Annotated in this window: 13 protein-coding genes; 6 read left to right on the forward strand and 7 right to left on the reverse strand. The window is 61.0% G+C overall.

From position 1 onward, the window contains the following. The first annotated feature begins 304 nt into the window (after positions 1 to 304). On the forward strand, positions 305 to 9,736 hold the full coding sequence (locus IF199_RS07660; protein ID WP_192560066.1) for a retention module-containing protein: 9,432 nt from the start codon (positions 305 to 307) through the stop codon (positions 9,734 to 9,736). A 67-nt stretch (positions 9,737 to 9,803) separates the two neighbouring features. Here IF199_RS07660 and IF199_RS07665 read toward each other — a convergent pair whose 3' ends face one another. From IF199_RS07665 to IF199_RS07680, 4 genes are all read right to left on the reverse strand, one after another. Then, entirely contained in the window at positions 9,804 to 10,175 is a 372-nt protein-coding gene (locus tag IF199_RS07665; protein WP_192560067.1) for a DUF6124 family protein, read from the reverse strand. A 528-nt stretch (positions 10,176 to 10,703) separates the two neighbouring features. Further along, a complete protein-coding gene (locus tag IF199_RS07670) occupies positions 10,704 to 12,230 on the reverse strand; it encodes a hypothetical protein (RefSeq protein WP_192560068.1) in 1,527 nt (508 codons plus the stop codon). A gap of 128 nt (positions 12,231 to 12,358) precedes the next feature. Then, positions 12,359 to 12,754: a YbaN family protein gene (locus IF199_RS07675; RefSeq protein ID WP_065260960.1), complete on the reverse strand. Its 396-nt coding sequence runs from the start codon at positions 12,752 to 12,754 to the stop codon at positions 12,359 to 12,361. A gap of 10 nt (positions 12,755 to 12,764) precedes the next feature. Next, on the reverse strand, positions 12,765 to 13,352 hold the full coding sequence (locus IF199_RS07680) for a UPF0149 family protein (RefSeq protein WP_096822240.1): 588 nt from the start codon (positions 13,350 to 13,352) through the stop codon (positions 12,765 to 12,767). A gap of 277 nt (positions 13,353 to 13,629) precedes the next feature. Between IF199_RS07680 and recQ the strand changes: the two genes are divergently transcribed. From recQ to IF199_RS07695, 3 genes are all read left to right on the forward strand, one after another. Next, complete coding sequence (gene recQ, locus IF199_RS07685) at positions 13,630 to 15,759, forward strand: DNA helicase RecQ (protein WP_096822239.1); 2,130 nt, start codon at positions 13,630 to 13,632, stop codon at positions 15,757 to 15,759. A gap of 134 nt (positions 15,760 to 15,893) precedes the next feature. Further along, positions 15,894 to 16,328 carry a MarR family transcriptional regulator gene (locus IF199_RS07690; RefSeq protein WP_007962151.1) on the forward strand — a complete coding sequence of 145 codons (435 nt, stop codon included), beginning with the start codon at positions 15,894 to 15,896 and terminating at the stop codon, positions 16,326 to 16,328. Positions 16,329 to 16,455: 127 nt separating this feature from the next. Continuing rightward, positions 16,456 to 18,252 carry a motility hub landmark protein FimV gene (locus IF199_RS07695; RefSeq protein ID WP_192560069.1) on the forward strand — a complete coding sequence of 599 codons (1,797 nt, stop codon included), beginning with the start codon at positions 16,456 to 16,458 and terminating at the stop codon, positions 18,250 to 18,252. A 6-nt stretch (positions 18,253 to 18,258) separates the two neighbouring features. Here IF199_RS07695 and IF199_RS07700 read toward each other — a convergent pair whose 3' ends face one another. Further along, positions 18,259 to 20,448, reverse strand: coding sequence for a patatin-like phospholipase family protein (locus IF199_RS07700; protein WP_192560070.1), 2,190 nt, complete (start codon positions 20,446 to 20,448; stop codon positions 18,259 to 18,261). Positions 20,449 to 20,519: 71 nt separating this feature from the next. Between IF199_RS07700 and IF199_RS07705 the strand changes: the two genes are divergently transcribed. Then, complete coding sequence (locus tag IF199_RS07705) at positions 20,520 to 20,807, forward strand: Rdx family protein (protein ID WP_192560071.1); 288 nt, start codon at positions 20,520 to 20,522, stop codon at positions 20,805 to 20,807. Here IF199_RS07705 and IF199_RS07710 read toward each other — a convergent pair. Next, positions 20,801 to 21,694: a DMT family transporter gene (locus IF199_RS07710; protein WP_096822236.1), complete on the reverse strand. Its 894-nt coding sequence runs from the start codon at positions 21,692 to 21,694 to the stop codon at positions 20,801 to 20,803. The two genes, IF199_RS07705 and IF199_RS07710, sit on opposite strands and share 7 nt — an antisense overlap. A 72-nt stretch (positions 21,695 to 21,766) precedes the next feature. Then, on the reverse strand, positions 21,767 to 22,531 hold the full coding sequence (locus IF199_RS07715) for a helix-turn-helix transcriptional regulator (RefSeq protein ID WP_096822235.1): 765 nt from the start codon (positions 22,529 to 22,531) through the stop codon (positions 21,767 to 21,769). Positions 22,532 to 22,663: 132 nt separating this feature from the next. On the opposite strand from IF199_RS07715, the gene IF199_RS07720 reads away from it, so the two are divergent. After that, positions 22,664 to 23,479: a UDP-2,3-diacylglucosamine diphosphatase gene (locus IF199_RS07720; RefSeq protein WP_007958385.1), complete on the forward strand. Its 816-nt coding sequence runs from the start codon at positions 22,664 to 22,666 to the stop codon at positions 23,477 to 23,479. The last annotated feature ends 13 nt before the right edge of the window (positions 23,480 to 23,492 follow it).

The raw sequence follows: 23,492 nt of genomic DNA on the forward strand, positions 1-23,492 counted from the left end.
AGGCTTGAGGAAAGTTCCACTCACTTTGCGACATACGGGCGAAGTACTGCTAAAGGGGAGGGACGCGTAGCGGCCAATGAGCGACAGTTTTTTGTCACTCGGGTGATTCACCACCGTTACGTAGCGCTAGTGGGCGTGCTGCATCGATCAGGGATTCCAAGTGCTTGATGGCGCTGGGGTTTCTGAATTTGCGTACCCTGCGAAACGAACTGTCGAGGTGCGAGCGTCGCCCCGACAACCCGCTTGAGCCATGGGCTGCTTCGCGAACCAGTGCCGACGGTGGTCGGCAGCGGAGGAAATGCACATGGCAACGCTCATCGGGATCGTCACTAAAGTCATCGGTCAGGTTTTCGCTCAATCGGCTGACGGAAGTCGGCGCGCATTGGTTGAAGGCGATCGACTGTTTGCCGGAGATCAATTGATCACGGGCGCGGAGGGGGCGGTCGCCGTCCATCTGCAAAACGGCCAGGAACTGACCCTGGGCCGGGACAGCAGCCTGACCATGACCGGACAATTGCTGGCCAACCATGCGCCGCATGTGGATGCCCCGGAAGCACTGACCCCGAGCGATGCTCAACTCACCGATGTCGCCCAGATCCAGAAAGCCATCGCCGCCGGTGACGACCCGACCAAATCCGCTGAAGCCACTGCCGCAGGCCCCGATGCCCCCGGTGACACCAACGGCGGCAAGGGTGGCGGTCACAGTTTCGTATTGCTGACCGAAGTGGGTGGTCGGGTCGATCCGGTCATCGGTTTCCCCACGGCCGGTTTCGGTGGCATTCCCGAATTTCCGGAAGAACGCCACAACGCGGTCATCGACAACGGTGACAACACGCCTGCGCCGATCATCCCGCCACCGGTCAACAACCTGGTCACCCTCACAGGCCTCGACGTGCCCGGGGGCGAACTGACGCTCAACGAAGCCAATCTGCCGGATGGCTCCGCCGCCAATCCCGGCGCGCTGACCCAGGCTGGCAGCTTCAGCATTTCGGCGCCTGACGGTCTGACCAGCCTGAGCATCGGCGGCATCAGCGTGATCGTCGGCGGCGTGCCTGTCGGTTTCCCGCAATCAATCACCACGCAACTGGGCAACACCTTGACCATCACCGGTTACAACCCGGCGAACGGCACGGTCACTTACAGCTACACCCTCAACGGCAACGACGCCCATCCGGCAGGTGACGGCGCCAACAGCCTCAGCGAACATTTCACCGTGATCGCCGGCGACAGCAACGGCGACACCGCCACCGGCTCGCTGGATGTGAACATCACTGACGACGTGCCCAAGGCGGTGGATGACAGCAACGCCGGCACGGCTTCGGAAACCAATCTGACGCTGACCGGCAATGTGCTGACCAACGACGTGCAAGGTGCTGACCGTGTACCGACCGGCCCCAATGCCGGCCCGATTACTGCGGGCACTTTCACCGGGACTTACGGCACCTTGGTGCTGAATGCCAATGGCACTTACACCTACACGTTGAACACTAACGATGCGGACTTCAAAAACCTGCACGGCGGTGGCAACGGCACCGAGAACTTCACCTACACCATCACCGATTCGGACGGCGACACCAGCACCGCGAATCTGGTGTTGCAGATCCACAACAACGACGATCCGGTGCTCATCAACGGCTTGAACGTCGAAGGTGGCGAGCTGACGGTTTTCGAGAAAAACCTTTCCCTCGGTAGCGCCCCGGATTCGGCGGCGTTGACTCAGAGCGGCACGTTTACCATCACAGCTCTCGATGGCGTCACGACGCTGACCATTGGCGGAATCGTCGTGGTCACCAATGGCGTGGCTGCGGGTTTTCCGCAATCCGTCACCACCCCTTTGGGCAGCACGCTGACCATCACCGGGTTTAACGCGACCACTGGTGTCGTGAGCTACAGCTACACCCTCGACCACAACGATGCTCATCCGACTGCCAGTGGCGCGAACACGCTGAGCGAGCAGTTCGCTGTCACCGTGGTGGACGATAACGGCACCACTGCGAATGCTTCGTTGGACGTCAACATCGTCGACGACCTGCCAAAAGGCGTGGATGACAACAATACCGGTACTGCCTCGGAAACCAATCTGACGCTGACTGGCAACGTCCTGACCAACGACGTGCAGGGCGCCGACCGCGTCCCAACCGGCCCTGATGCCGGCCCGATCACTGCGGGTACTTTCACCGGGACTTACGGCACTTTGGTGCTCAATGCCAATGGCACTTACACCTACACCGTCAACCCTAACGATGCGGACTTCAAAGCGCTGCACGGCGGCGGAAATGGGACTGAAACCTTTACCTACACGATCACTGATTCGGACGGCGATACCAGCACTGCGAGCCTCGTTCTGCAGATCCACAACAACGACGATCCGGTGACCATCAGCGGCCTCGATGTGAACGGCGGTGAACTCACCGTCTTCGAGAAAAACCTCAGCACCGGCAGTGCGCCGGACGCCACCGCATTGACTCAAAGCGGCACGTTCACCATCACTGCGTTGGACGGTGTAACGACCCTGACTGTCGGCGGAATCGCCGTCGTCACCAACGGTGTAGCCGCAGGCTTCCCGCAATCGGTCACGACTCCGCTGGGCAGCACGCTGACCATCACCGGGTTCAATGCCACGACCGGTGTCGTCAGTTACAGCTACACCCTCGACCACAACGATGCCCATCCGACGGCCAACGGCGAGAACAGTTTGAGCGAGCAGTTCGCCGTCACCGTGGTGGATGACAACGGCACCACCGCCAACGCCAACCTCGACGTGAACATCGTCGACGATCTGCCAAAAGGCGTGGACGACAGCAACGCCGGCACCGCTTCGGAAACCAGCCTGACGCTGACTGGCAACGTTCTGACCAACGATGTGCAAGGTGCTGACCGTGTACCGACTGGCCCCAATGCCGGGCCGATCACCGCCGGCACTTTCACCGGGACTTACGGCACCCTGGTGCTGAACGCCAACGGTACTTACACCTACACGCTGAACACCAACGATGCAGACTTCAAAAATCTGCACGGTGGCGGAAACGGGACTGAAACGTTCACCTACACCATCACCGATTCCGACGGTGACACCAGCACCGCGAACCTCGTGCTGCAAATCCACAACAACGACGATCCGGTAACCATCAGTGGCCTCGATGTGAACGGTGGTGAACTCACCGTTTTCGAGAAAAACCTCAGCACCGGCAGTGCGCCGGACGCTACAGCTTTGACCCAAAGTGGCACGTTCACCATCACAGCTTTGGACGGCGTGACCACGCTGACCGTGGGTGGAATCGCCGTCGTCACCAATGGCGTGGCCGCAGGCTTCCCGCAATCGGTCACGACTCCGTTGGGCAGCACACTGACGATTACAGGCTTCAACGCTACGACCGGCGTCGTCAGCTACAGCTACACCCTGGATCACAACGATGCTCATCCGACTGCCAACGGCGCGAACACGCTGAGCGAGCAGTTTGCCGTCACCGTGGTGGATGACAACGGCACCACCGCCAATGCGTCGCTGGACGTGAACATCGTCGACGACCTGCCGAAAGGCGTGGATGACAGCAACGCCGGCACCGCCTCGGAAACCAGCCTGACGCTGACTGGCAACGTGCTCACCAACGATGTGCAAGGCGCCGACCGTGTACCGACTGGCCCCAATGCCGGGCCGATCACCGCCGGCACTTTCACCGGGACTTACGGCACCCTGGTGCTGAACGCCAACGGTACTTACACCTACACGCTGAACACCAACGATGCAGACTTCAAAAATCTGCACGGTGGCGGAAACGGGACTGAAACGTTCACCTACACCATCACCGATTCCGACGGTGACACCAGCACCGCGAACCTCGTGCTGCAAATCCACAACAACGACGATCCGGTAACCATCAGTGGCCTCGATGTGAACGGTGGTGAACTCACCGTTTTCGAGAAAAACCTCAGCACCGGCAGTGCGCCGGACGCTACAGCTTTGACCCAAAGTGGCACGTTCACCATCACAGCTTTGGACGGCGTGACCACGCTGACCGTGGGTGGCATTGCCGTCGTCACCAACGGTGTAGCCGCAGGCTTCCCGCAATCGGTGACTACGCCATTGGGCAGCACGCTGACCATCACCGGCTTCAACGCTACGACAGGTGTTGTGAGCTACAGCTACACCCTGGACCACAACGACGCACACCCAACAGCCAACGGCGCCAACACCCTGAGTGAGCAGTTCGCCGTCACCGTCGTGGATGACAACGGCACCACTGCCAACGCCAACCTCGACGTGAACATCGTCGACGACCTGCCAAAAGGCGTGGATGACAGCAATGCTGGCACTGCCTCGGAAACCAATCTGACCTTGACCGGCAACGTCCTGACCAACGACGTGCAGGGCGCTGACCGCGTCCCAACCGGCCCCAATGCTGGCCCGATCACTGCCGGAACCTTCACCGGGACCTACGGCACGCTGGTGTTGAACGCCAACGGCACTTACACCTACACCGTCAACCCTAACGACGCGGACTTCAAAGCGCTGCACGGTGGCGGAAACGGTACGGAAACCTTCACCTACACCATCACCGATTCCGACGGCGACACCAGCACCGCGAATCTGGTTTTGCAGATTCACAACAACGACGATCCGGTGACCATCAGCGGCCTCGACGTCAACGGCGGCGAGCTCACTGTTTTCGAGAAAAACCTCAGCACCGGCAGTGCGCCGGACGCCACAGCTTTGACCCAAAGCGGCACGTTCACCATCACAGCTTTGGACGGCGTGACCACGCTGACTGTTGGCGGCATCGCCGTCGTCACCAACGGTGTAGCCGCAGGCTTCCCGCAATCGGTCACGACTCCGCTGGGCAGCACGCTGACCATCACCGGGTTCAATGCCACGACCGGTGTCGTCAGTTACAGCTACACCCTCGACCACAACGATGCCCATCCGACGGCCAACGGCGAGAACAGTTTGAGCGAGCAGTTCGCCGTCACCGTGGTGGATGACAACGGCACCACCGCCAACGCCAACCTCGACGTGAACATCGTCGACGATCTGCCAAAAGGCGTGGACGACAGCAATGCCGGCACCGCTTCGGAAACCAGCCTGACGCTGACTGGCAACGTTCTGACCAACGATGTGCAAGGTGCTGACCGTGTACCGACTGGCCCCAATGCGGGGCCGATCACCGCCGGCACTTTCACCGGGACTTACGGCACCCTGGTGCTGAACGCCAACGGTACTTACACCTACACGCTGAACACCAACGATGCAGACTTCAAAAATCTGCACGGTGGCGGAAACGGGACCGAAACCTTCACCTACACCATCACTGACTCGGACGGCGATACCAGCACCGCGAACCTCGTGCTGCAAATCCACAACAACGACGATCCAGTGACCATCAGCGGCCTCGACGTAAACGGCGGTGAACTCACCGTCTTCGAGAAAAACCTCAGCACCGGCAGTGCACCGGATGCCACCGCCCTGACTCAGAGCGGTACTTTCACGATCACTGCTTTGGACGGTGTGACCACGCTGACCGTGGGTGGCATTGCCGTGGTCACTAACGGCGTAGCCGCAGGCTTCCCACAATCGGTCACGACTCCGTTGGGCAGCACGCTGACGATTACAGGCTTCAACGCTACGACCGGCGTCGTCAGTTACAGCTACACCCTCGACCACAACGACGCGCATCCGACTGCCAACGGCGCCAACACCCTGAGTGAGCAGTTCGCCGTCACCGTGGTGGATGACAACGGCACTACCGCCAACGCCAACCTCGACGTCAACATCGTCGACGACCTGCCAAAAGGCGTAAACGACAGCAACGCCGGCACCGCCTCGGAAACCAACCTCACCTTGACCGGCAATGTCCTGACCAACGACGTGCAAGGCGCCGACCGCGTCCCAACCGGCCCCAATGCTGGCCCGATCACTGCCGGCACTTTCACCGGGACTTACGGCACCCTGGTGCTGAACGCCAACGGCACCTACACCTACACCCTCAACACCAACGATGCGGACTTCAAAAACCTGCACGGCAATGGCAACGGCACCGAGACTTTCACCTACACCATCACCGATTCCGACGGCGACGCCAGCACCGCGAACCTCGTGCTGCAGATCCACAACAACGACGATCCGGTGATTCTCAATGGCCTGGACGTAAACGGCGGCGAGCTCACTGTCTTCGAGAAAAACCTCAGCAACGGCACTGCGCCGGATGCGACGGCGTTGACTCAGAGCGGCACCTTCACCGTCACCGCCCTCGACGGTCTGCAAACCCTCACTGTCGGCGGTATCGCCGTGGTGACCAATGGTGTAGCCGCAGGCTTCCCGCAATCGGTCGTCACGCCGCTGGGCAGCACGCTGACCATCACCGGTTACAACCCGGCCACGGGCGTGGTGAGTTACAGCTACACCCTGGTGGATCACGAAACCCACCCGACCGGCAACGGCGCCAACAGCATCACCGAGAACTTCAACGTGGTGGCCACCGATGGCGATGGCAGCACCGCGTCCGGGCAGATCAACGTCAACATCGTCGATGACCTGCCGACCGCCAAAGCCGACACCGGCTCGGTGGTGGAGGGCGGCACCGTCAATATCAGTGTGCTGGGCAACGACATCACCGGTGCCGATGGCCCGGGGGCGGGCGGTGCGGTGGTGGGCGTGCGGGCTGGCAGCAATACTGCGACCTCGGCCATCGGCGGCCTCAACAGCAACATCAACGGCACCTACGGCTACCTGACCCTGGATGCGGCCGGCAACGCCGTTTATCACAGCAACCCGAATTCGGTGAGCCCAGCGGGCGCCACTGACACCTTCACCTACACCATCCGCGACAGTGACGGTGACGAAAGCACCACCACCATCACCGTCAACGTCGCCGACAGCAAACTCGTGGCCTCGGTCGATCAGGACGTGACCGTCTACGAAAAAGCCCTCGACCTGACCAAGGACGGGCAAGACCTGGCCCCCGGAACGGTCACCGGCAGCGATCCGACCAACACCGGCGAAACCGCCACCGGCACGCTGGTCGGCGCGGTCACCGGCGGCAGCGGCGCGATCACCTACACCCTGGTCGGCAGCGCCACCGGCACCTACGGACAGATCCTGCTCAACCCCGACGGCACGTACACCTACACGCTGACCTCGGCGCCGAAAACCACGCCGAACGCCAACGACGGGCCGAACACCCTGAGCGAAAGTTTCACCTACAAAGCCACCGATGCGCTGGGCAACAGCACCACCAGCACCATCGTGGTCAACATCGTCGACGACGTGCCAAAAGCGGTGGCGTCGGACCGTTCGGTAGCAGCGGTGGAGATCGACTCCAACATCCTGATCGTGCTCGACATCTCCGGTAGTATGGCCGACGCCTCCGGTGTGCCGGGCCTGTCGCGGCTGGACCTGGCCAAGCAGGCGATCAGTGCCTTGCTCGACAAGTACGATGATTTGGGCGATGTGAAAGTGCAGCTCGTCACCTTCAGCAGCAACGCCACCGACCGCACGACGGTATGGGTCGATGTGGCGACGGCCAAGACCCTGCTCGCCGGCCTCAGCGCCGGTGGCGGCACCAACTACGATGCGGCCGTGGCGACCATGCAGACCGCGTTCAACACCTCGGGCAAACTCACCGGGGCGCAGAACGTCGGCTACTTCTTCTCCGACGGCAAACCTACCACCGGCCAGGAAATCGGCACCGCCGACGAGACCGCGCTGAAAAACTTCCTCGATGCCAACAACATCAAGAACTATGCGATCGGCCTGGGCAACGGCGTCAGCAACGCCAACCTCGATCCACTGGCTTACGACGGCATCAGCCACACCAACACCAATGCAGTGGTGGTCACCGACCTCAATCAACTGAACTCGGTGTTGTCCGGCACCGTGGTCGGCGCGCCGGTCACCGGTTCGCTGCTGGGTGACAGTGGTTCGTTCGGCGCCGATGGCGGTTTCATCAAATCCATCGTGGTGGACGGCACCACCTACACCTACGACCCGAAAGCCAACAGCGGCCAGGGTTCGCTGACCGCCAGCGGCGGCACCAACCACGGCACCTTCGACACGGTGAACAACACCCTGAGCATCGCCACCAACAACAGCGGCACCCTGGTGATCAACCTCGACACCGGCGACTACAGCTACACCTCGCAAAAAACCACCACGACGGTGATCACCGAGAACATCGGCTTTACCCTCAGCGACAACGATGGCGACCTCGCCAGCTCGACGCTGACGGTGAAAGTGATCCCCAACTCGCCTCCGGTGGCGGTGGACGACCACATCATCACCAACGTGCTGTCGAGCAATGTCGTGGTGCCAGGCGAGTTGCTGCTGGCCAACGACACCGATCCGGACAACGACACACTCAACGCTTCGCCAACCACCTTCAACACCGGTTGGGTCGCCAAGGGGGCGGACTTCACCGGCAGCGGGGCGATCAGCTTCACCGGCACTAGCAACACCGCCGCCAACCAGAACCTGGCGGATGTACGCAATTCCTTCGCAGCCAATACGGCGGCCATGACGGCGGTGCTGGTGGTCAGCGGCTACCTCGGCGCGGTGACCAACGCCAATGCCAACGATGAAGACCTCATCACCGTCAAACTGAAACAAGGCGAGACCCTCAACCTCGACCACAACCTGGCGGCCGGCCACATCACCATGGAGTACTCGGTGAACGGCGGGGCGTTCGTCAGCATCGCCGACGGCGGTACCATCACCGCCAGCGCCGATGGCACGTACCAGATCCACGTGACCAACATCACCAACACCAGCGGCAGCAACACCAACGCCGCGGAAAACTATCAACTGACCATGACGGTCAACTACGCCGGGGCCCACGACATCACCCCGGACTACCACGGCACCTACACCGCCAACGACAACCACGGCGGCAACGACACCGCCAACGTGACCATCAGCTATCAGGACGGCCACACCCTCACCGGGACTTCTGGCGATGACGTGCTGGTGGCGGGCAGCGGCGACAACATCCTCAACGGTGGCGACGGCAACGACGTGCTCACCGCCGGCTCCGGCAACAACGAACTGCACGGCGGCGCCGGCAACGACTTGCTCTACAGCGGGCCGGGTAACGACATCCTTGATGGCGGCACCGGTATCGACACGGTCAGCTATGCCCACGCGACGGCCGGGGTGACGGTCAACCTGAGCCTGCTCGGTGCGCAGAACACTGTCGGTGCTGGCATCGACACCATCAGCAACGTCGAAAACCTCGTCGGCTCGAACTTCAACGACACCCTCACCGGCGACAACAATAACAACGTGATCAATGGAGGCCTGGGCAACGACATCCTCAACGGCGGCGGCGGTGACGACCTGCTGATCGGCGGGATGGGTAACAACACCCTGACCGGCGGGCCGGGCGCCGACACCTTCCAGTGGCTCAAAGGCAACAGCGGCCACGACACCGTCACCGACTTCACCCCCGGCACCGACAAGCTCGACCTGTCGCAACTGCTGCAAGGTGAAAACGGCACCGCGGCGTCGCTGGATGACTACCTGCACTTCACCGTCACCGGCAGCGGCGCTTCGGTGGTCACCAGCATCGATGTCAGCGCCATGGCCGGCGCCACGCCGAACCAGACCATCGACCTGGCTGGCGTGAACCTCGCCAGCCATTACGGCGTGACACCAGGGGCGGGTGGGTTGATTGCCAGCGGGCATGACACGGCGACGATCATCAACGGGATGTTGAATGATCATTCGTTGAAGGTGGACACGGTGTAAGCCGGAGCGGAAACGACAAAACCCGCCGCCCCGAGTGATCGGGGCAGCGGGTTTTTCTTTGCTCTGGCTACAGTGGCGCCTCAGTCTTCAGTTCCAGATTATCCAGCACCCGATTTACCGCCAGTTCCGCCAGCATGATCAGCTGCCCGATGCCCAGCAGCACATGCCGCTGCGGCGTATCGATCATCCCGGCGAAATCACTGGCCATGGTTTTGGCCGAGGTCAGGGTTTCGCAGGCGTCGGCCAATAGTTCTTCGCTCGGAATGCCGGGGGCGATGAGGTAGCGGGTGTTGGGTTTGAGCAGCGGCTTTCTGGGGTGGAATGGATTGAGGTAGTGGTCGAGGGCGCGTTCGGCTGCTTCGTGGAATTTCTTGGAGTCGAGTGTTTCGTAGGGCGAAGTCGAGTCGACTTCCGGCGGGTTTGGCGTTGGTTTGATCATGGCGAATCTCCGTGATTGGATTTAGCCGCCACGACTCATCGCTAAACAAGTAAAGGTGGCGGCTGTACGCAGGTTAGCGATCCGGGTCACAGAAACCCCGGGTAGACCCGAAGGTCTCCCACGCACAGCCACCATTACGCCAAGTGCAGAGAAGAGACTGCAATCGGGATTGGGCGTTGTTGCGTCTGTAGGGAGCCGGATCGCTAAACCCGATCGCTGTTTTTCAGCGACCGCCAAACAATAGAACCCGCCCCCAAGGCGCACAAGCCGGCGGATTCTGGCGGATGCGTAGGCAAAGGCGCAAGGTGGCGTGGCTTTGCGGACATAAACTTCAACACTATTCAACAAGTTCGTTGGCTTGAGCTTTAACAAAAAAAACCGCCTTTCCGGTCGAAACGGGGAGGGCGGCTTCTCATGGTTGAGACTGGTAAATAAATGCGTTCCCTTTTCTCTCTTTTCTCTGGTTTTTCATTGAGGGTTCCCACCTTCTGGGGTAGGAGTGCAGCCGGGATGCTCTGCGTTGGTCAATCAATAAGGTGTAAGACACCATGCCGGATCAAATACATCATCAAAGCGGCCGCCATAGGTAAAACCAGTTTGTTGCATCACAAAATTTGCTCCGGGCCCCGTGGTATAACAAAGCCAATACTCGTCCGCTCTGGGAACGGGAGCGTAATAACAATTGGAGACATCTGAAATAAAGGGAGTCGGTGGTATTGGCGAGCCACCGATCGAGAACATCCAACTGATAGCAGAAGCACTCGACATTCGATTGTTATTGACCTGTAACGTCCAGACATTGCTGACAACGACCCTGTACTGCACAGAATTGCCAAGTGTGTCAGTCACGACAATTATTGTTGTGCCATTTCTATTTCCTGTGACATGGCCGTTCTGATCCACTGAAGCTATCGCCGGATTCTGGGATACATGGTTGTATGGAGGGGAACCACCTATAGGTTGCCTATTGTCAGTATTGCCAACGGACTCTCGTCCAGTTCTGGGCCAGATAAATATTTTCACAGAGAAGCCGGCTAATCTCATATCGCTGGTATCAATCGAAAGGTCTGAACTCACTGTCAGATTACGTACATTCGAGTACACCGGGCCTGGGTGATAAAGCGACTTGGCGTACAAGCGATGGGCTCCAGGCTGTACGGATATTTTGAGTTCCCAGATACCGGTTGTTGTGTCAGCCGTGGTCGTGCCCAGGGACTTCGCGCTCGAACCACTCCCGTCAAAGCCTTCGATGCTCCGTCCGGGACTCGCCGCGCCCTTCAAGGTCAACGTTTTGCTAGTGGTATTGGTGCCCTCAGGTACTTCACTGTTGTTAACGTCCAGCACATTAGTCAGCGTAGGAATAACGAGTTTCTGGTTAGCGCTGATATCGATAGAGGTCGTTGTCGACACGCCGCTGTTAAACAATTGATCGAATACCCTGCCGAAAACCTGATGAATGCCATCACCGATCAACTGAAGATCGCCGGCGGTCAGGGTGTGTGTGATCGGTTTAGTGGGATCGGGGTTGTTGAACGTGATGCTCCATGTGCCAATGGTCAAGGTGACCGTGTCGTAAGATCGTGCATAACCGACGGTGAGGGTGATGACCGCTGGCTGTCCCGGACCGATGCTGGGCGGATGGCTCACGGTGATGGTGGGCGCCGGATTGTGGTACAGCAATTGGAGCGTGGGCGAGTCATCTTTATTGCCGCTGACCCGAGTCACTTGGTAGCGCACATCGTTGACACCGTTGGTGAACCAACGCTCTGGCAAGTACAGAAGGAAGCGATTGCCTTCCTCACCCGGATAGATGGTCTTGCTGACGTTGGTGCGAACGTTGTTGACGAACAACGTCACGACATCAAAAGCCGCCACGACCCAATTCCGCAAACCGGTGATCGGCTCGATGACGACCTCCAGTCCTTGCGGTGTGAATGCAGAGAGGGAGACACCACCATGAGCAATTGTCGACGGCTGTACTGGTGTTACCCATTGCGGCGTGTACACCGGAAACAAGGCCAGCCCGGCGCTCACTGCTTGTGATTGAAGATTCATTGCGGTCTCCCCGGCATGCCGGCCAATAGAGTCAGGCCTCCATCACACAGCGAAAACGCGGAGTTGCCTACTGTCAGATCTGACAGGTTGACGAGGGTTTTCGACAAGCGGTTGCCGTAGAGGGCACCTCAGGACTTACGCAACGTCTTCTGCCGCAAGATATAAACCGTCACCAACACCGCACTGGTCAACATGAACCCGCGTGCCCACGGCAGCGGCACCAGATAACACGAGAACAGAATGCTCGCCCACATCAGCCCGATCGCGTAGACCTTGCCCTTGAGCGGTATGCCGTTGCCATCGAGGTAGTCGCGGATCCATGGCCCGAGTCGGGGATGCTCGACCAGCCATTGGTAAAAACGCGGAGAGCTGCGGGCAAAGCAGGCGGCTGCCAGCAGAAGGAAGGGGGTAGTGGGGAGAACAGGCAGGAAAATCCCGATCACCCCCAATGCCACGCTCAGCCAGCCGATGGCCAGCAGGATGTAGCGCAACATCAGGGGACGGTTGCCTATGGGGTTGTCCATAGGCCGGATCTTAGTGGTGACGTGGCTTGAGGATCGCCGGTTTTTCGTCGGGTGCCTGGCACAGCAGGTACAGCGCGGTCAGGGCTTCCGGGATCTGCACGATCATGTCGTCCATCAGGTTGGCGTCCCTGGCGATGTCTTCGAACTCAGGCTGTTCGTCGAACAGGCCCGAACCGACCATGATCGGCAGGAGCATTTCGCTGACTTCTTCTTCGGCGGTTTCGAACCAGGCCGCTTCGCGCAGGAACACGCCTTCCATGAAACCGATGCACCAGCCGCGCAGTTCGGAATCGTCCGGCTCGTCGCCCAGGTCCAGTTCGCATGGCAGTTCGAATTCTTCATCGGAGGCCAGTTGGCGAGCGATGTGGGCCTTGAGGCCGATCAGCGTGGCTTCGATCTCTTCACGCTGGGCTTCGCTGCTGTAATGCGGCTCTTCGGCGAACAGGGCGTCGATCCACTCACGGTCCGGCACCTCGTCGGCGCAGATCGACAGCGCGGTCAGGTAACCGTGAGCGGCCACGTAGTCCAGCGCCTCTTCATGCAGCTCGTCGGCGTCGAGGAAGACTTGCAGGCGGGTTAGTTGCTCGGCGAAGGACATTAAAGGGCTACCTTGGGGGAATAAACAATGCGGGAATTCTAGGCCTTCTTGAGCCCTCAAGCCAGCCGCACGGCAGATTTGCGCCCACAAGCTTCTTATCGGCGGTGCCCTTTGCCGGGGAGGGCTCGGGTATACTGCCGCGCTTTGCGATCCCTGCCGGTGTCGCGGCTGAATCTGTACGGCGTCATGCAATGCGCCCTTACGTTTTGTTTAAAGCAGCCTCGGCTGTCTTGAACCAGCCTGTGCAGGGATGTTTCGGTGGATTTTTGGAGTTTTTATGCTCGAACAGGCTCAACGCGTCCTCAAGGACATCTTCGGCTACGACAGTTTCCGTGGCCGTCAGGGTGCAATCATTGAGCGCGTGGCCAGTGGCGGTGATGCCCTTGTCCTGATGCCGACCGGCGGCGGCAAGTCCCTGTGCTTCCAGGTGCCGGCGCTGCTGCGCGACGGCCTAGCGGTGGTGGTGTCGCCGCTGATCGCGCTGATGGACGATCAGGTTGCCACCCTCGAAGAGCTGGGCGTGGCGGCTGCCGCGTTGAACTCCACGTTGAGCGCCGAGCAGCAACGCGACCTCGCCAACCGGATCAAGCGCGGCGAAGTGAAAATGCTCTATCTGGCGCCGGAGCGTCTGGTGCAGCCGCGCATGCTGTCGTTCCTGCAAGGCTTGAACATCGCGTTGTTCGCCATCGATGAAGCGCACTGCGTGTCGCAATGGGGCCACGACTTCCGCCCGGAATACCTGCAACTGGGGCAGTTGGCGGAAATGTTCCCCGATGTGCCGCGCATCGCCCTGACCGCCACCGCCGACAAGCGTACCCGCGAAGAAATCGTCACCCGCCTGCATTTGCAGAACGCCGAACGTTTTCTGTCGAGCTTCGACCGACCAAACATCTTCTACCGCATCGTGCCCAAGGAACAGCCGCGCAAGCAGTTGCTGGCGTTTCTCGCCGAGCGGCGCAGCGATGCCGGCATCGTCTACTGCCTGTCGCGCAAGAAGGTGGAGGAGGTGGCCGCGTTTCTCACCGAGCAGGGCTTCCCGGCGCTGCCGTATCACGCCGGTCTGCCCAACGATCTGCGCGCCTATCACCAGAAGCGCTTCCTCAACGAGGAAGGCCTGATCATGGTCGCCACCGTGGCGTTCGGCATGGGTATCGACAAACCCAACGTGCGTTTCGTCGCTCACCTCGACCTGCCGAAATCCCTTGAGGCGTATTACCAGGAAACCGGACGCGGCGGCCGTGACGGTCTGCCGGCGGACGCGTGGATGGCCTACGGTCTGCAAGACGTGGTGATGCTCAAGCAGATGCTGCAGAACTCCGAGGGCGACGAGCGCCACAAGCGTCTGGAGCAGCACAAGCTCGACGCCATGCTCTCGCTCTGTGAAGAAACCCGCTGCCGCCGACAGGCGCTGCTGGCGTACTTCGACGAAGACATGCCCGAGCCGTGCGGGCACTGCGACAACTGCACCGACGGCGTGCAGACCTGGGACGCCACCGAGCCTGCGCGTCAGGCGCTGTCGGCGATCTATCGCACTGGCCAGCGTTACGGTGTCGGCCATCTGGTGGACGTGCTGCTGGGCAAGGACAACGAAAAAGTCCGCAGCTTCGGCCATCAGCACCTGTCGGTGTACGGCGTCGGCAAGGCGCTTAGCGAGAGCGAATGGCGTTCGCTGTTCCGCCAATTGGTTGCTCGCGGCCTGGCGGATGTCGATCACGAAGGCTACGGCGGGTTGCGTCTGAGCGACACTTGCCGGCCGCTGCTCAAGGGTGAAGTGAGCCTGGAGCTGCGCCGCGACCTCAAGCCGCAAGTCACCGCCAAGAGCGGCAGCAAGAGCCCGGCCAGTCAACTGGTGCGCTTTGAGGAGCGCGAACAGTGGGAAGCGCTGCGTGCCCTGCGCCGCAAACTGGCGGAAGAACACGGCGTGCCGCCGTACGTCATCTTCCCCGATTCGACCCTGCTGGAAATGCTCCGCAGCCAGCCGACCTCGCTGGCGGAAATGGCCCAGGTCAGCGGCGTCGGCGCACGCAAGCTGGAGCGCTACGGCGAGGCCTTCCTCGAAGTGCTCGGCGGCGAAGCCGAGACACCAAAAGTGGTGGCCGACGTACGCCACGAATTGATTACCCTGGCCCGTGCCGGCATGACGCCGTTGCAGATTTCCGGTCAGTTGCAGTGCTCGGAAAAGAACGTCTACACCATGCTTGCCGAAGCCATCGGCAAGCAGCAACTGTCGCTGGAACAGGCGCTGGACCTGCCGGAAGATCTGATGGGCGAAGTCCAGGATGCGTTCCTCGACGGCGAGGGCGAGTTGCCGTCGGTCGCTGAAGTGGCGGAGCTGTTTGCCGGCCGCGTACCGGAAGGCGTGCTGTATTGCGTAAGGGCTGCGCTGCAATCTGAATTCGAGATGTGAGCCAAGGCTTACACAAACCGTTATACAGATGTAACGATTCAGTACAGGGCGGCTCTTGCCTATAGCCAAATGTCATGCTTAGCTGACTAATAATTAGTTTTTCTCTATTTCTTCAGTCTAACCATGAGTGTTTTATGCCGTTAACCGATCAACACCGCTTTGGCATGCAACTGGCCCAGATGTCCCGTGGCTGGCGTGCCGAACTGGATCGCCGGCTGGCCGGCCTGGGTTTGTCCCAGGCGCGCTGGCTGGTGCTGCTGCATCTGGCGCGTTTCGAAGACGCCCCGACCCAACGGGAGCTGGCGCAAAGCGTTGGCGTCGAAGGGCCGACCCTTGCCCGTCTGCTCGACAGCCTGGAAAGCCAGGGCCTGGTGCAACGCCAGTCCGTGATGGAAGACCGGCGGGCGAAAAAAATCGTGTTGTGCGCCCCGGCACTGCCGCTGATCGAACAGATCGAGACCATCGCCACGCAACTGCGTCACGAATTGTTCGAAGGCGTCGACGAAGCGGATTTGAAGGTGTGCATGCGGGTTCACGGGCACATTCTGGCCAACCTGGAAAAATCTTGAGGCACAACCGCGTGCCGTTTTTTTGAGAGATCGCGCTGGGCAGACTATAAGAACTACTGGGCAATATCGTGTTCGTACCGGATGTGCGAACCCATAGAAGTCGGTTTTGCTTATTTAAGGGATGCTCATGCTCGACAGTCGGCACGTGGTACTGCGTTGCGCCAACTCACTGCTGGTGGCCGGTGTTCTCACCTGGTCCACGGCGTCACTGGCGCTGGGGCTCGGTGACATCACCGTGCACTCGGCCCTCAATCAGCCGCTAAAGGCCGACATCGCGCTGGTGGATGTCGCCGGGCTCAGCGAAAGCGAGCTCTCGGTCCGTCTGGCCACGGCGGACGAATTCGGCCGTGCCGGGGTCGAGCGGGTGTTCTTCCTCAATGACCTTAAGTTCACCCCGATCCTGCGTGGCAATCGCAACCTGATCCGGGTGACCTCCAGCAAACCGGTCAACGAACCCTTTCTGAATTTCCTTGTGCAGCTCAATCAGCCCAACGGCCACCTGCTGCGCGAATACACGGTGCTGATCGATCCGCCGGGTTCGCCGGGCATCGTGCCGGCCACCGACGAGCCCGACGTCCGCGCGCAATCGTCGGAGTTTCCAACGCCTGAGGCACCTGCTGCCGGCACCCAAAGCAAGCCTGCTGCGCCACCCGCCGCGCCAGCGCCACAAACGGCGCCGGCCAACGACGCACAAGCCGAGCAGTTGGCCGCCAGCGTGCTGCAGAACCAGCAACTGCAGAAAACCATCGATGAGTTGAACGTGAAGCTTCAGGCGCAGGAAATCCTGATCGCCGACGGCAAGAAACAGCTGGGTGATTTGCAGGCCCGTCTGGCGGAAGTGCAACAGGCGCCGCCGGCTCCGGTAGCACCTGTGCAAGCTCCGGCTCCGGTTGCTGCGCCGGTAGAGTCGCAGGAAGACTCCGTCAGCTGGCCGCTGCTTGGCGGTTTGCTGGTGTTGTTGGGCCTGTTGGGGGCGGTGTTGTATGTACGCCGCCGACGCCAGTCTGAAGCGAATCTTGTCGGGCCTGCGGTGCTGGCACCCCAGCGAAGCGAACCCGCGCTCAATGAACCCGAAGTCGTTCGTCAGAACGTGGTTCAGGAGGCCGTCGAGCACCGTGACGAACAGGCCGCAGGCGATGTACTGGAGGCGGTCGGCATTTATCTGGCGTATGGGCGGCTCGGCGAAGCGCTCGGTCTGCTGCGCGACGCCTTGCAAAAGGAGCCGGAGCGCATCGATCTGGGTGTGCAGATGCTCGAGGTGTTGGGGCGCCAGGGCGACCAGTCAGCCTATGACGAACAGGAAAACCACTTGCGCCAGCTCGGTGTCGAGGAACAGCGATTGCTCGATATCCGGGCCCGCTACCCGAAACTGACCAGGACTGAACCTCCGGCTGCGGCGGCTCCGGTCATTGCCGCGCTGCCTGTTGAACAAGCCACACCCTCAACGCCGTTGGCCGAGGATGATTTCGAGCTGAATCTGGAGCAGCTGTCGATGGATTCCAGCTGGGATCTGGAAGACAGTCGCCCGGCAACGGACACACCTTCACCGGCCCCGTCGGCACTGGAGGCCAGCCTGCAAGTGCTGCCACCGGATTTCGAGCTGCCGCTCACCGCCAACGATGACGCTGAGGCGACGGAGCTGGAGTGGATCGCCGAACCGGAGGTGCAGCCGATCGACGATGACTTCCTCAACGAATTTGGCGATCCCGGTCAGTCGCTGAAACTGGAGCCATTGGATCTGCAATTACCGGAACCCGAGCCAGGCCCGACCGAAGCGGCCAACGCCGGAAAGCTCGAACAGGCCCAGACTTGCATCGACGACGGCGACCTCGACAGTGCGATCGCCTTGCTCAATGAGCTGCTGAAGGAGGGGGACGAACCTCTCAGACAAACCGCTCGGACATTGTTGGCGGGGATTCGCTGATCCGGGTCAGAAGGTCTGCCCCAGATTCAGGTAAACCGCCTGTTCGTTGGCATCGTTCAGGCCATAACTGAAGTTCAGCGGCCCCAGCGGTGTGTCGAAACCGATGAATACGCTGGCGGCATTGATGTAGCCGCTGTCGAACTCGTTGTCGTTGTTCCAGGCCCGGCCGCGCTCCAGCGAGCCGCCGGCATACAGCGGGAAATCCAGCGGCAGATAAGCGCGCGGTGTCAGACGGCGGTAATACACCGCCCGCATCAGGCTGACGTTCTGCCCGGAGATGGCATCTTCGCGGAAACCGGACAGTTGTCGGGCGCCGCCCAGCAGGAAGCTCGACGTCACCACATTCGCATCGTCCAGCGTGCGCCCGTAACGACCGCCCAGAATCAGCGTATTCGGGCCGCTGCTCATGGCCTTGTCCAGTTTGAATTCCCACTGCCGGTAGCGCGTGTCGGAACCCAGGCTCGGTTCGAATTGCATCAGGGTCAGGCTGATGTCCTTGCCGTCGTGGGGGAAGTACACATTGTCCAGTGAGTCGAACGAGTACTTCAACGCATAGAACCCTTCGTTGAAGTGTTCGCTCGGCAGATTCTGATCGCCGATTCGCACATCCGCTTTGCCCCAGGCCTCGCCGACACCAAAGCGGATTTCACCGTTGTTGCCGATCTGGCGGCCGACATTGAGGCCGAGGCCGTAGCGCTCGACGCGATATTGGGCGATCGGGTCGTTGTCGAGCACCGAGTCGACGTTCTGGGCTTCGAACGCTGCATACGGTGCGACGAAGTAGCGCGAGCCGACGTCCAGCGGCTGATAGAACTCGGTATAGAGCTCCTGCTTGTCGCCGATCTGCGCCCGGGTCAGCCATTCGGCGCCGAGGCGGTTGATGCCGTTCATTCGGTAGCTGGCGCCGAGGTTGAAGGCGCTGTCACCGCGCATGTCATCCGACAGGTTCAAGCCGACGCGAAGGTAGTCAGTTCCGCTGCGCTTGCCTCGGGCGCTGATCACCAATGTGTGTTCCTGGCCCTTGTGTACCACGCGGTACTGCACCTGTTCGAAGTAATCCAGGCCGTACAAGGTGCCCATGTCCGAGTGCAGACGCCCAAGGTCAAGCGGCTCGCCGATGGGCTGACGGATGTAGTAACGGATCACGTCGTCGCCGACTTTCGAGTCGTTCTCGACCCTGATCGCGGTGATGATCGGCGTGCGCTGGCCCGGTGCGCGTGCGGCATTGAGCTCGGCGTCCTGAGACACGGCGGGTTTCAATCGGGCGAGGCGGGCGTCGAGGGCCTTGGCGGCGCGGTAACCGGCATCGATCATTTCCTCGGCGCGACCGAAATCGGTGGCGCCGAAACTGGCCAGCGGCGGCTGGATCAGCACGTCATTCGGGTGCAGCGCCGCCAATTGTTCTTCGGAGTTGCGCCGGGTCATCAGGGTGATCGACTGGTTCAGCACATCGACCACGGTGGTCAGTTGCTTGCGGTTGCGCAGCGGGGTGCCAATGTCGACCACGATGGCCACGTCGACGCCCATTTCCCGGGCCACATCGAGGGGAATGTTGTCGGTCATGCCGCCGTCCACCAGCAGCCGGCCATCAAGCTCGACCGGGGCGAACACCGCCGGGATCGACATGCTGGCGCGGATCACCTGAGGCAGGTGGCCTTTGCGAAACACCACTTTTTCGCCGTTGGCGATGTCGGTGGCCACGGCGCGGAACGGGATCGGCAGCTTGTCGAAATCACGGGTGTCGCTGGTGTGGGCCAACAGGCTTTCCAACAGCAGCGCAAGGTTCTGCCCTTGAATCACCCCGAGCGGCAGGCCGAGGCTGCCGTCGTCGCGAAAGCTCAGTTTCTGCTTCACCAGAAAATCGCGGTCATCCTGTTTGCGTCGAAACGGTACGTCTTCCCGAGGTGGAGCATCGGACAGGGCCTGCTGCCAGTCGATGCTCAGGGCGAGTTTTTCCAGTTCGTCGATCTTGTAACCCGAGGCGTAGAGGCCACCGACCACTGCACCCATGCTGGTGCCGGCAATCGCATCGATCTTGATGCCTTGCTCTTCCAGCGCCTTGAGCACGCCGATGTGTGCCAGCCCGCGGGCCGCACCGCCGGACAGCACCAGGCCGACTTTCGGTCGCGGCGCTTCACTGGCATGGACGAACAGCGGAAGGAAACCAAGCAAAAGGCAGATCAGCAGACGACGCATTGTGAGTCTCGGGGCAAGCGTTAAAGCCGGCTATTATAGCGGCGCCCTCTGGCTCAGGAGTTTCAACGATCATGACCGCCACAAAACCGGAAATCGTCATCACTTATTGCACGCAATGCCAGTGGCTGTTGCGCGCGGCGTGGCTGGCGCAGGAGTTGCTCAGCACTTTTGGCGACGACCTTGGCAAAGTGTCACTGGTGCCGGGTACCGGCGGGATCTTTCACATCAGCTGCGACGGCGTGCAGATTTGGGAGCGCAAGGCCGACGGTGGTTTCCCCGAGGCCAAGGTGCTCAAGCAGCGAGTCCGCGACCAGATCGACCCTGAGCGCGACCTCGGCCATAACGACCGCACTCAGTGAGACGCAGCCTCGGCCTCCACCGTTTTTTTGCTGGCGCTGCCTGACATCTGGCTCGACACAACGATGGCGACGATGATCAGCGCGCCGCCGAGCAGCATCCGCAGGGTCGGGTTTTCATCGAACAGCAGCCACGCGACGGTAATGCCGTAAACCGGCTCCATGGCGAACACCACCGCCGCAGTTCGCGCCTTGATCACGGCGAGACTGGCGACGAACAGGCTGTGGGCGACGCCGGTGCAGAACACACCGAGCAGGGCGATCCACAGCCAGTCGATGGCGCGCACTTCACTCAGTTGCGGCGCCGCCACCGGCAGCAGACACAACGCCACCACCACGTTCTGACACAACGCTGCCTGCACCGCCGGGATGCGTCCGGAACTGGCACGGTTGGTCAGCGACAACAGTGAAAACAGCAGGCCGGAAAGAATCGCCCAGAGCAGCCCGGTGGTGGCGCCGCTGGCCAGGTCGAACGCCGGGGTCACCAGCACCAGGCCGACACTGACCAGCGCCACCAGAATGATTTCGTTGGCACGGATGCGTTCGCGGAAGATCAACCCTTCGAGGATGACCGTGAAGGCCGGGAAACTGGCGAAACCCAGGGTGGCCACCGCGACGCCGGCCACCTTCACGGCAATGAAGAAGCTCACCCAGTGACCGGCCAGCAGCACACCGCTCAGGGCCAGTCGTCGCCAGTCCACGGCTTGCAGTTTTTGCCAGCCGTGCTGGCTGGCGAAACGGGCAAAGAACGCCAGCGCAAGAACGGCAAACGCGGCCCGTCCAAAGACGATGACCGCTGGCGTTGCGGCGGCGAGTTTGCCGAAGACGCCGGTCAGGCCGAACATCAATGCGCCGATATGCAGGGCGCCAAGGGCAGTACGGGGAGTCATTGCAGTCCTTTTTCCAAACACCATTTCAGGCACACATTGAAGCGTGTAGCGGCCGAAAAGTCTGTCGGCAGACTATCGACTTTTGTCGTCAGCCTCGCGTCGCAATTGTGTAGGAGAGGTACCGAATTCACGCAGGACGGCGGCCGAGAACGCACTTTGCGATCCATAGCCTACACGGCTGGCCACTTCCCCGATGGCTAGCGTGGTTTCTCGCAACAGCGTGACGGCCTTATGCAGCCGTCGACTGCGAATGTAATCCATGGGTGTCTGCCCGCATTCGGCGACGAACCGCGCATGCAATCGGGCGCTGGAGAGTCCGGCGACACGCGCCAGATCCGCGACCTGCAGCGGATAGGCCGCGTATTGCTCGATGTGCGCATCGAGGGCCGCGTAGGGCAGGCGACGGGCGCAGACCTCGGCAGGTTGCGCGTGATTCAGGCTCGCCAGCAACAGCACCGCGCCCTGTTGCGCAATCAGCGGATCGTCCACCGGGCTGTTCGCCAGCCAATTGACCAGTTGGCCCTGGCCGGCATCCAGTGACAGCCGCGCGGCGTTGTCCAGCAGGCGGCGGCTGGCGTCGGCGTGATCGCCCAGTGAGCGTGACAACCATTGATCGTCCGGCACGTCCAGTACCAGGCAACGGCTGCCCTTGGGGCTGCCGCACGCGTGATGCGCGCCGGAGGGAATCACCACGAAGCTCTGCTGCAATACCTGGCTGCCATGCCCTTCGACCTCGAAATCCAGCGCACCCGACAGGCCGAACACCAGTTGGGCGTGGTCGTGACTGTGGACGATCAGGTCGTGGGTGTAATGGCGCAGGGTCAGGATCGGTGGCATGGCGGTCTCCGGGCGAGCTGCCAGTCTACACCGGCGCAGGGGCGACGCGTTTGTCACAAGACTGACGCACGCCTGTCATGGTCGATTAACCGGGCTCGCGCACAGTGGCGAAAACATCGCAGAGGGTTGCCCATGACCAGCGCCGAGCTCGCCAGACCCAGCCGTAAACAAAGGGTTCGCACCTTGTGGATTTCCGACGTGCATCTGGGCACGCGGGATTGCCAGGCCGAGCATCTGTCGCAATTTCTCAAGGGTTATCACGCCGACAAGATCTACCTGGTCGGTGACATCATCGACGGCTGGAAACTGCGCGGCGGCATGTACTGGCCCCAGGCGCACACCAACGTGATCCGCCGCTTGCTGACCATGAGCAAGCGCGGCACCGAGGTGATCTACGTCACCGGCAACCATGACGAATTCCTGCGTCGCTATTCGAAACTGATCCTGGGCAACATCCAGTTGGTCGACGAAGCGGTGCATGTCACGGCCGATGGCCGGCATTTGCTGGTGATCCACGGCGACCAGTTCGACGTGATCACCCGTTATCACCGCTGGCTGGCCTTTCTCGGCGACTCGGCCTACGAATTCACCCTGACCCTCAATCGCTGGCTCAATCACTGGCGGGCGAAATACGGTTACGGCTATTGGTCGCTGTCGGCCTATCTCAAGCACAAGGTGAAGACCGCAGTGAGCTTCATCAGCGACTTCGAAGAAGCCATCGCTCATGAGTGCGTGAAGCGCGAATTGCACGGCGTGGTGTGCGGGCACATTCACCATGCCGAGATCCGCAAGGTCGGCGAGGTGGATTACCTCAATTGCGGTGACTGGGTGGAGTCGTGCACGGCGCTGATCGAACACTGGGACGGCACAATCGAGCTGTATCGCCTGGCGGATGCGCAGGCGCGGGAGGCCGAACTGAAAGCGGCCAAGGTCGCCGAGCTGGCCTGAGTTTTCAAATCAA

The sequence above is a fragment of the Pseudomonas allokribbensis genome (assembly GCF_014863605.1).
Lineage (GTDB): Bacteria > Pseudomonadota > Gammaproteobacteria > Pseudomonadales > Pseudomonadaceae > Aquipseudomonas > Aquipseudomonas allokribbensis.

Coding starts and splice junctions, on each gene's coding strand:
- IF199_RS07720 (WP_007958385.1), top strand. CDS start 22,664: ATGACCAGCGCCGAGCTCGCCAGACCCAGCCGTAAACAAAGGGTTCGC.
- IF199_RS07715 (WP_096822235.1), bottom strand. CDS start 22,531: ATGCCACCGATCCTGACCCTGCGCCATTACACCCACGACCTGATCGTC.
- IF199_RS07690 (WP_007962151.1), top strand. CDS start 15,894: ATGCCGTTAACCGATCAACACCGCTTTGGCATGCAACTGGCCCAGATG.
- IF199_RS07695 (WP_192560069.1), top strand. CDS start 16,456: ATGCTCGACAGTCGGCACGTGGTACTGCGTTGCGCCAACTCACTGCTG.
- IF199_RS07680 (WP_096822240.1), bottom strand. CDS start 13,352: ATGTCCTTCGCCGAGCAACTAACCCGCCTGCAAGTCTTCCTCGACGCC.
- IF199_RS07675 (WP_065260960.1), bottom strand. CDS start 12,754: ATGGACAACCCCATAGGCAACCGTCCCCTGATGTTGCGCTACATCCTG.
- IF199_RS07710 (WP_096822236.1), bottom strand. CDS start 21,694: ATGACTCCCCGTACTGCCCTTGGCGCCCTGCATATCGGCGCATTGATG.
- IF199_RS07670 (WP_192560068.1), bottom strand. CDS start 12,230: ATGAATCTTCAATCACAAGCAGTGAGCGCCGGGCTGGCCTTGTTTCCG.
- recQ (WP_096822239.1), top strand. CDS start 13,630: ATGCTCGAACAGGCTCAACGCGTCCTCAAGGACATCTTCGGCTACGAC.
- IF199_RS07660 (WP_192560066.1), top strand. CDS start 305: ATGGCAACGCTCATCGGGATCGTCACTAAAGTCATCGGTCAGGTTTTC.
- IF199_RS07700 (WP_192560070.1), bottom strand. CDS start 20,448: ATGCGTCGTCTGCTGATCTGCCTTTTGCTTGGTTTCCTTCCGCTGTTC.
- IF199_RS07705 (WP_192560071.1), top strand. CDS start 20,520: ATGACCGCCACAAAACCGGAAATCGTCATCACTTATTGCACGCAATGC.
- IF199_RS07665 (WP_192560067.1), bottom strand. CDS start 10,175: ATGATCAAACCAACGCCAAACCCGCCGGAAGTCGACTCGACTTCGCCC.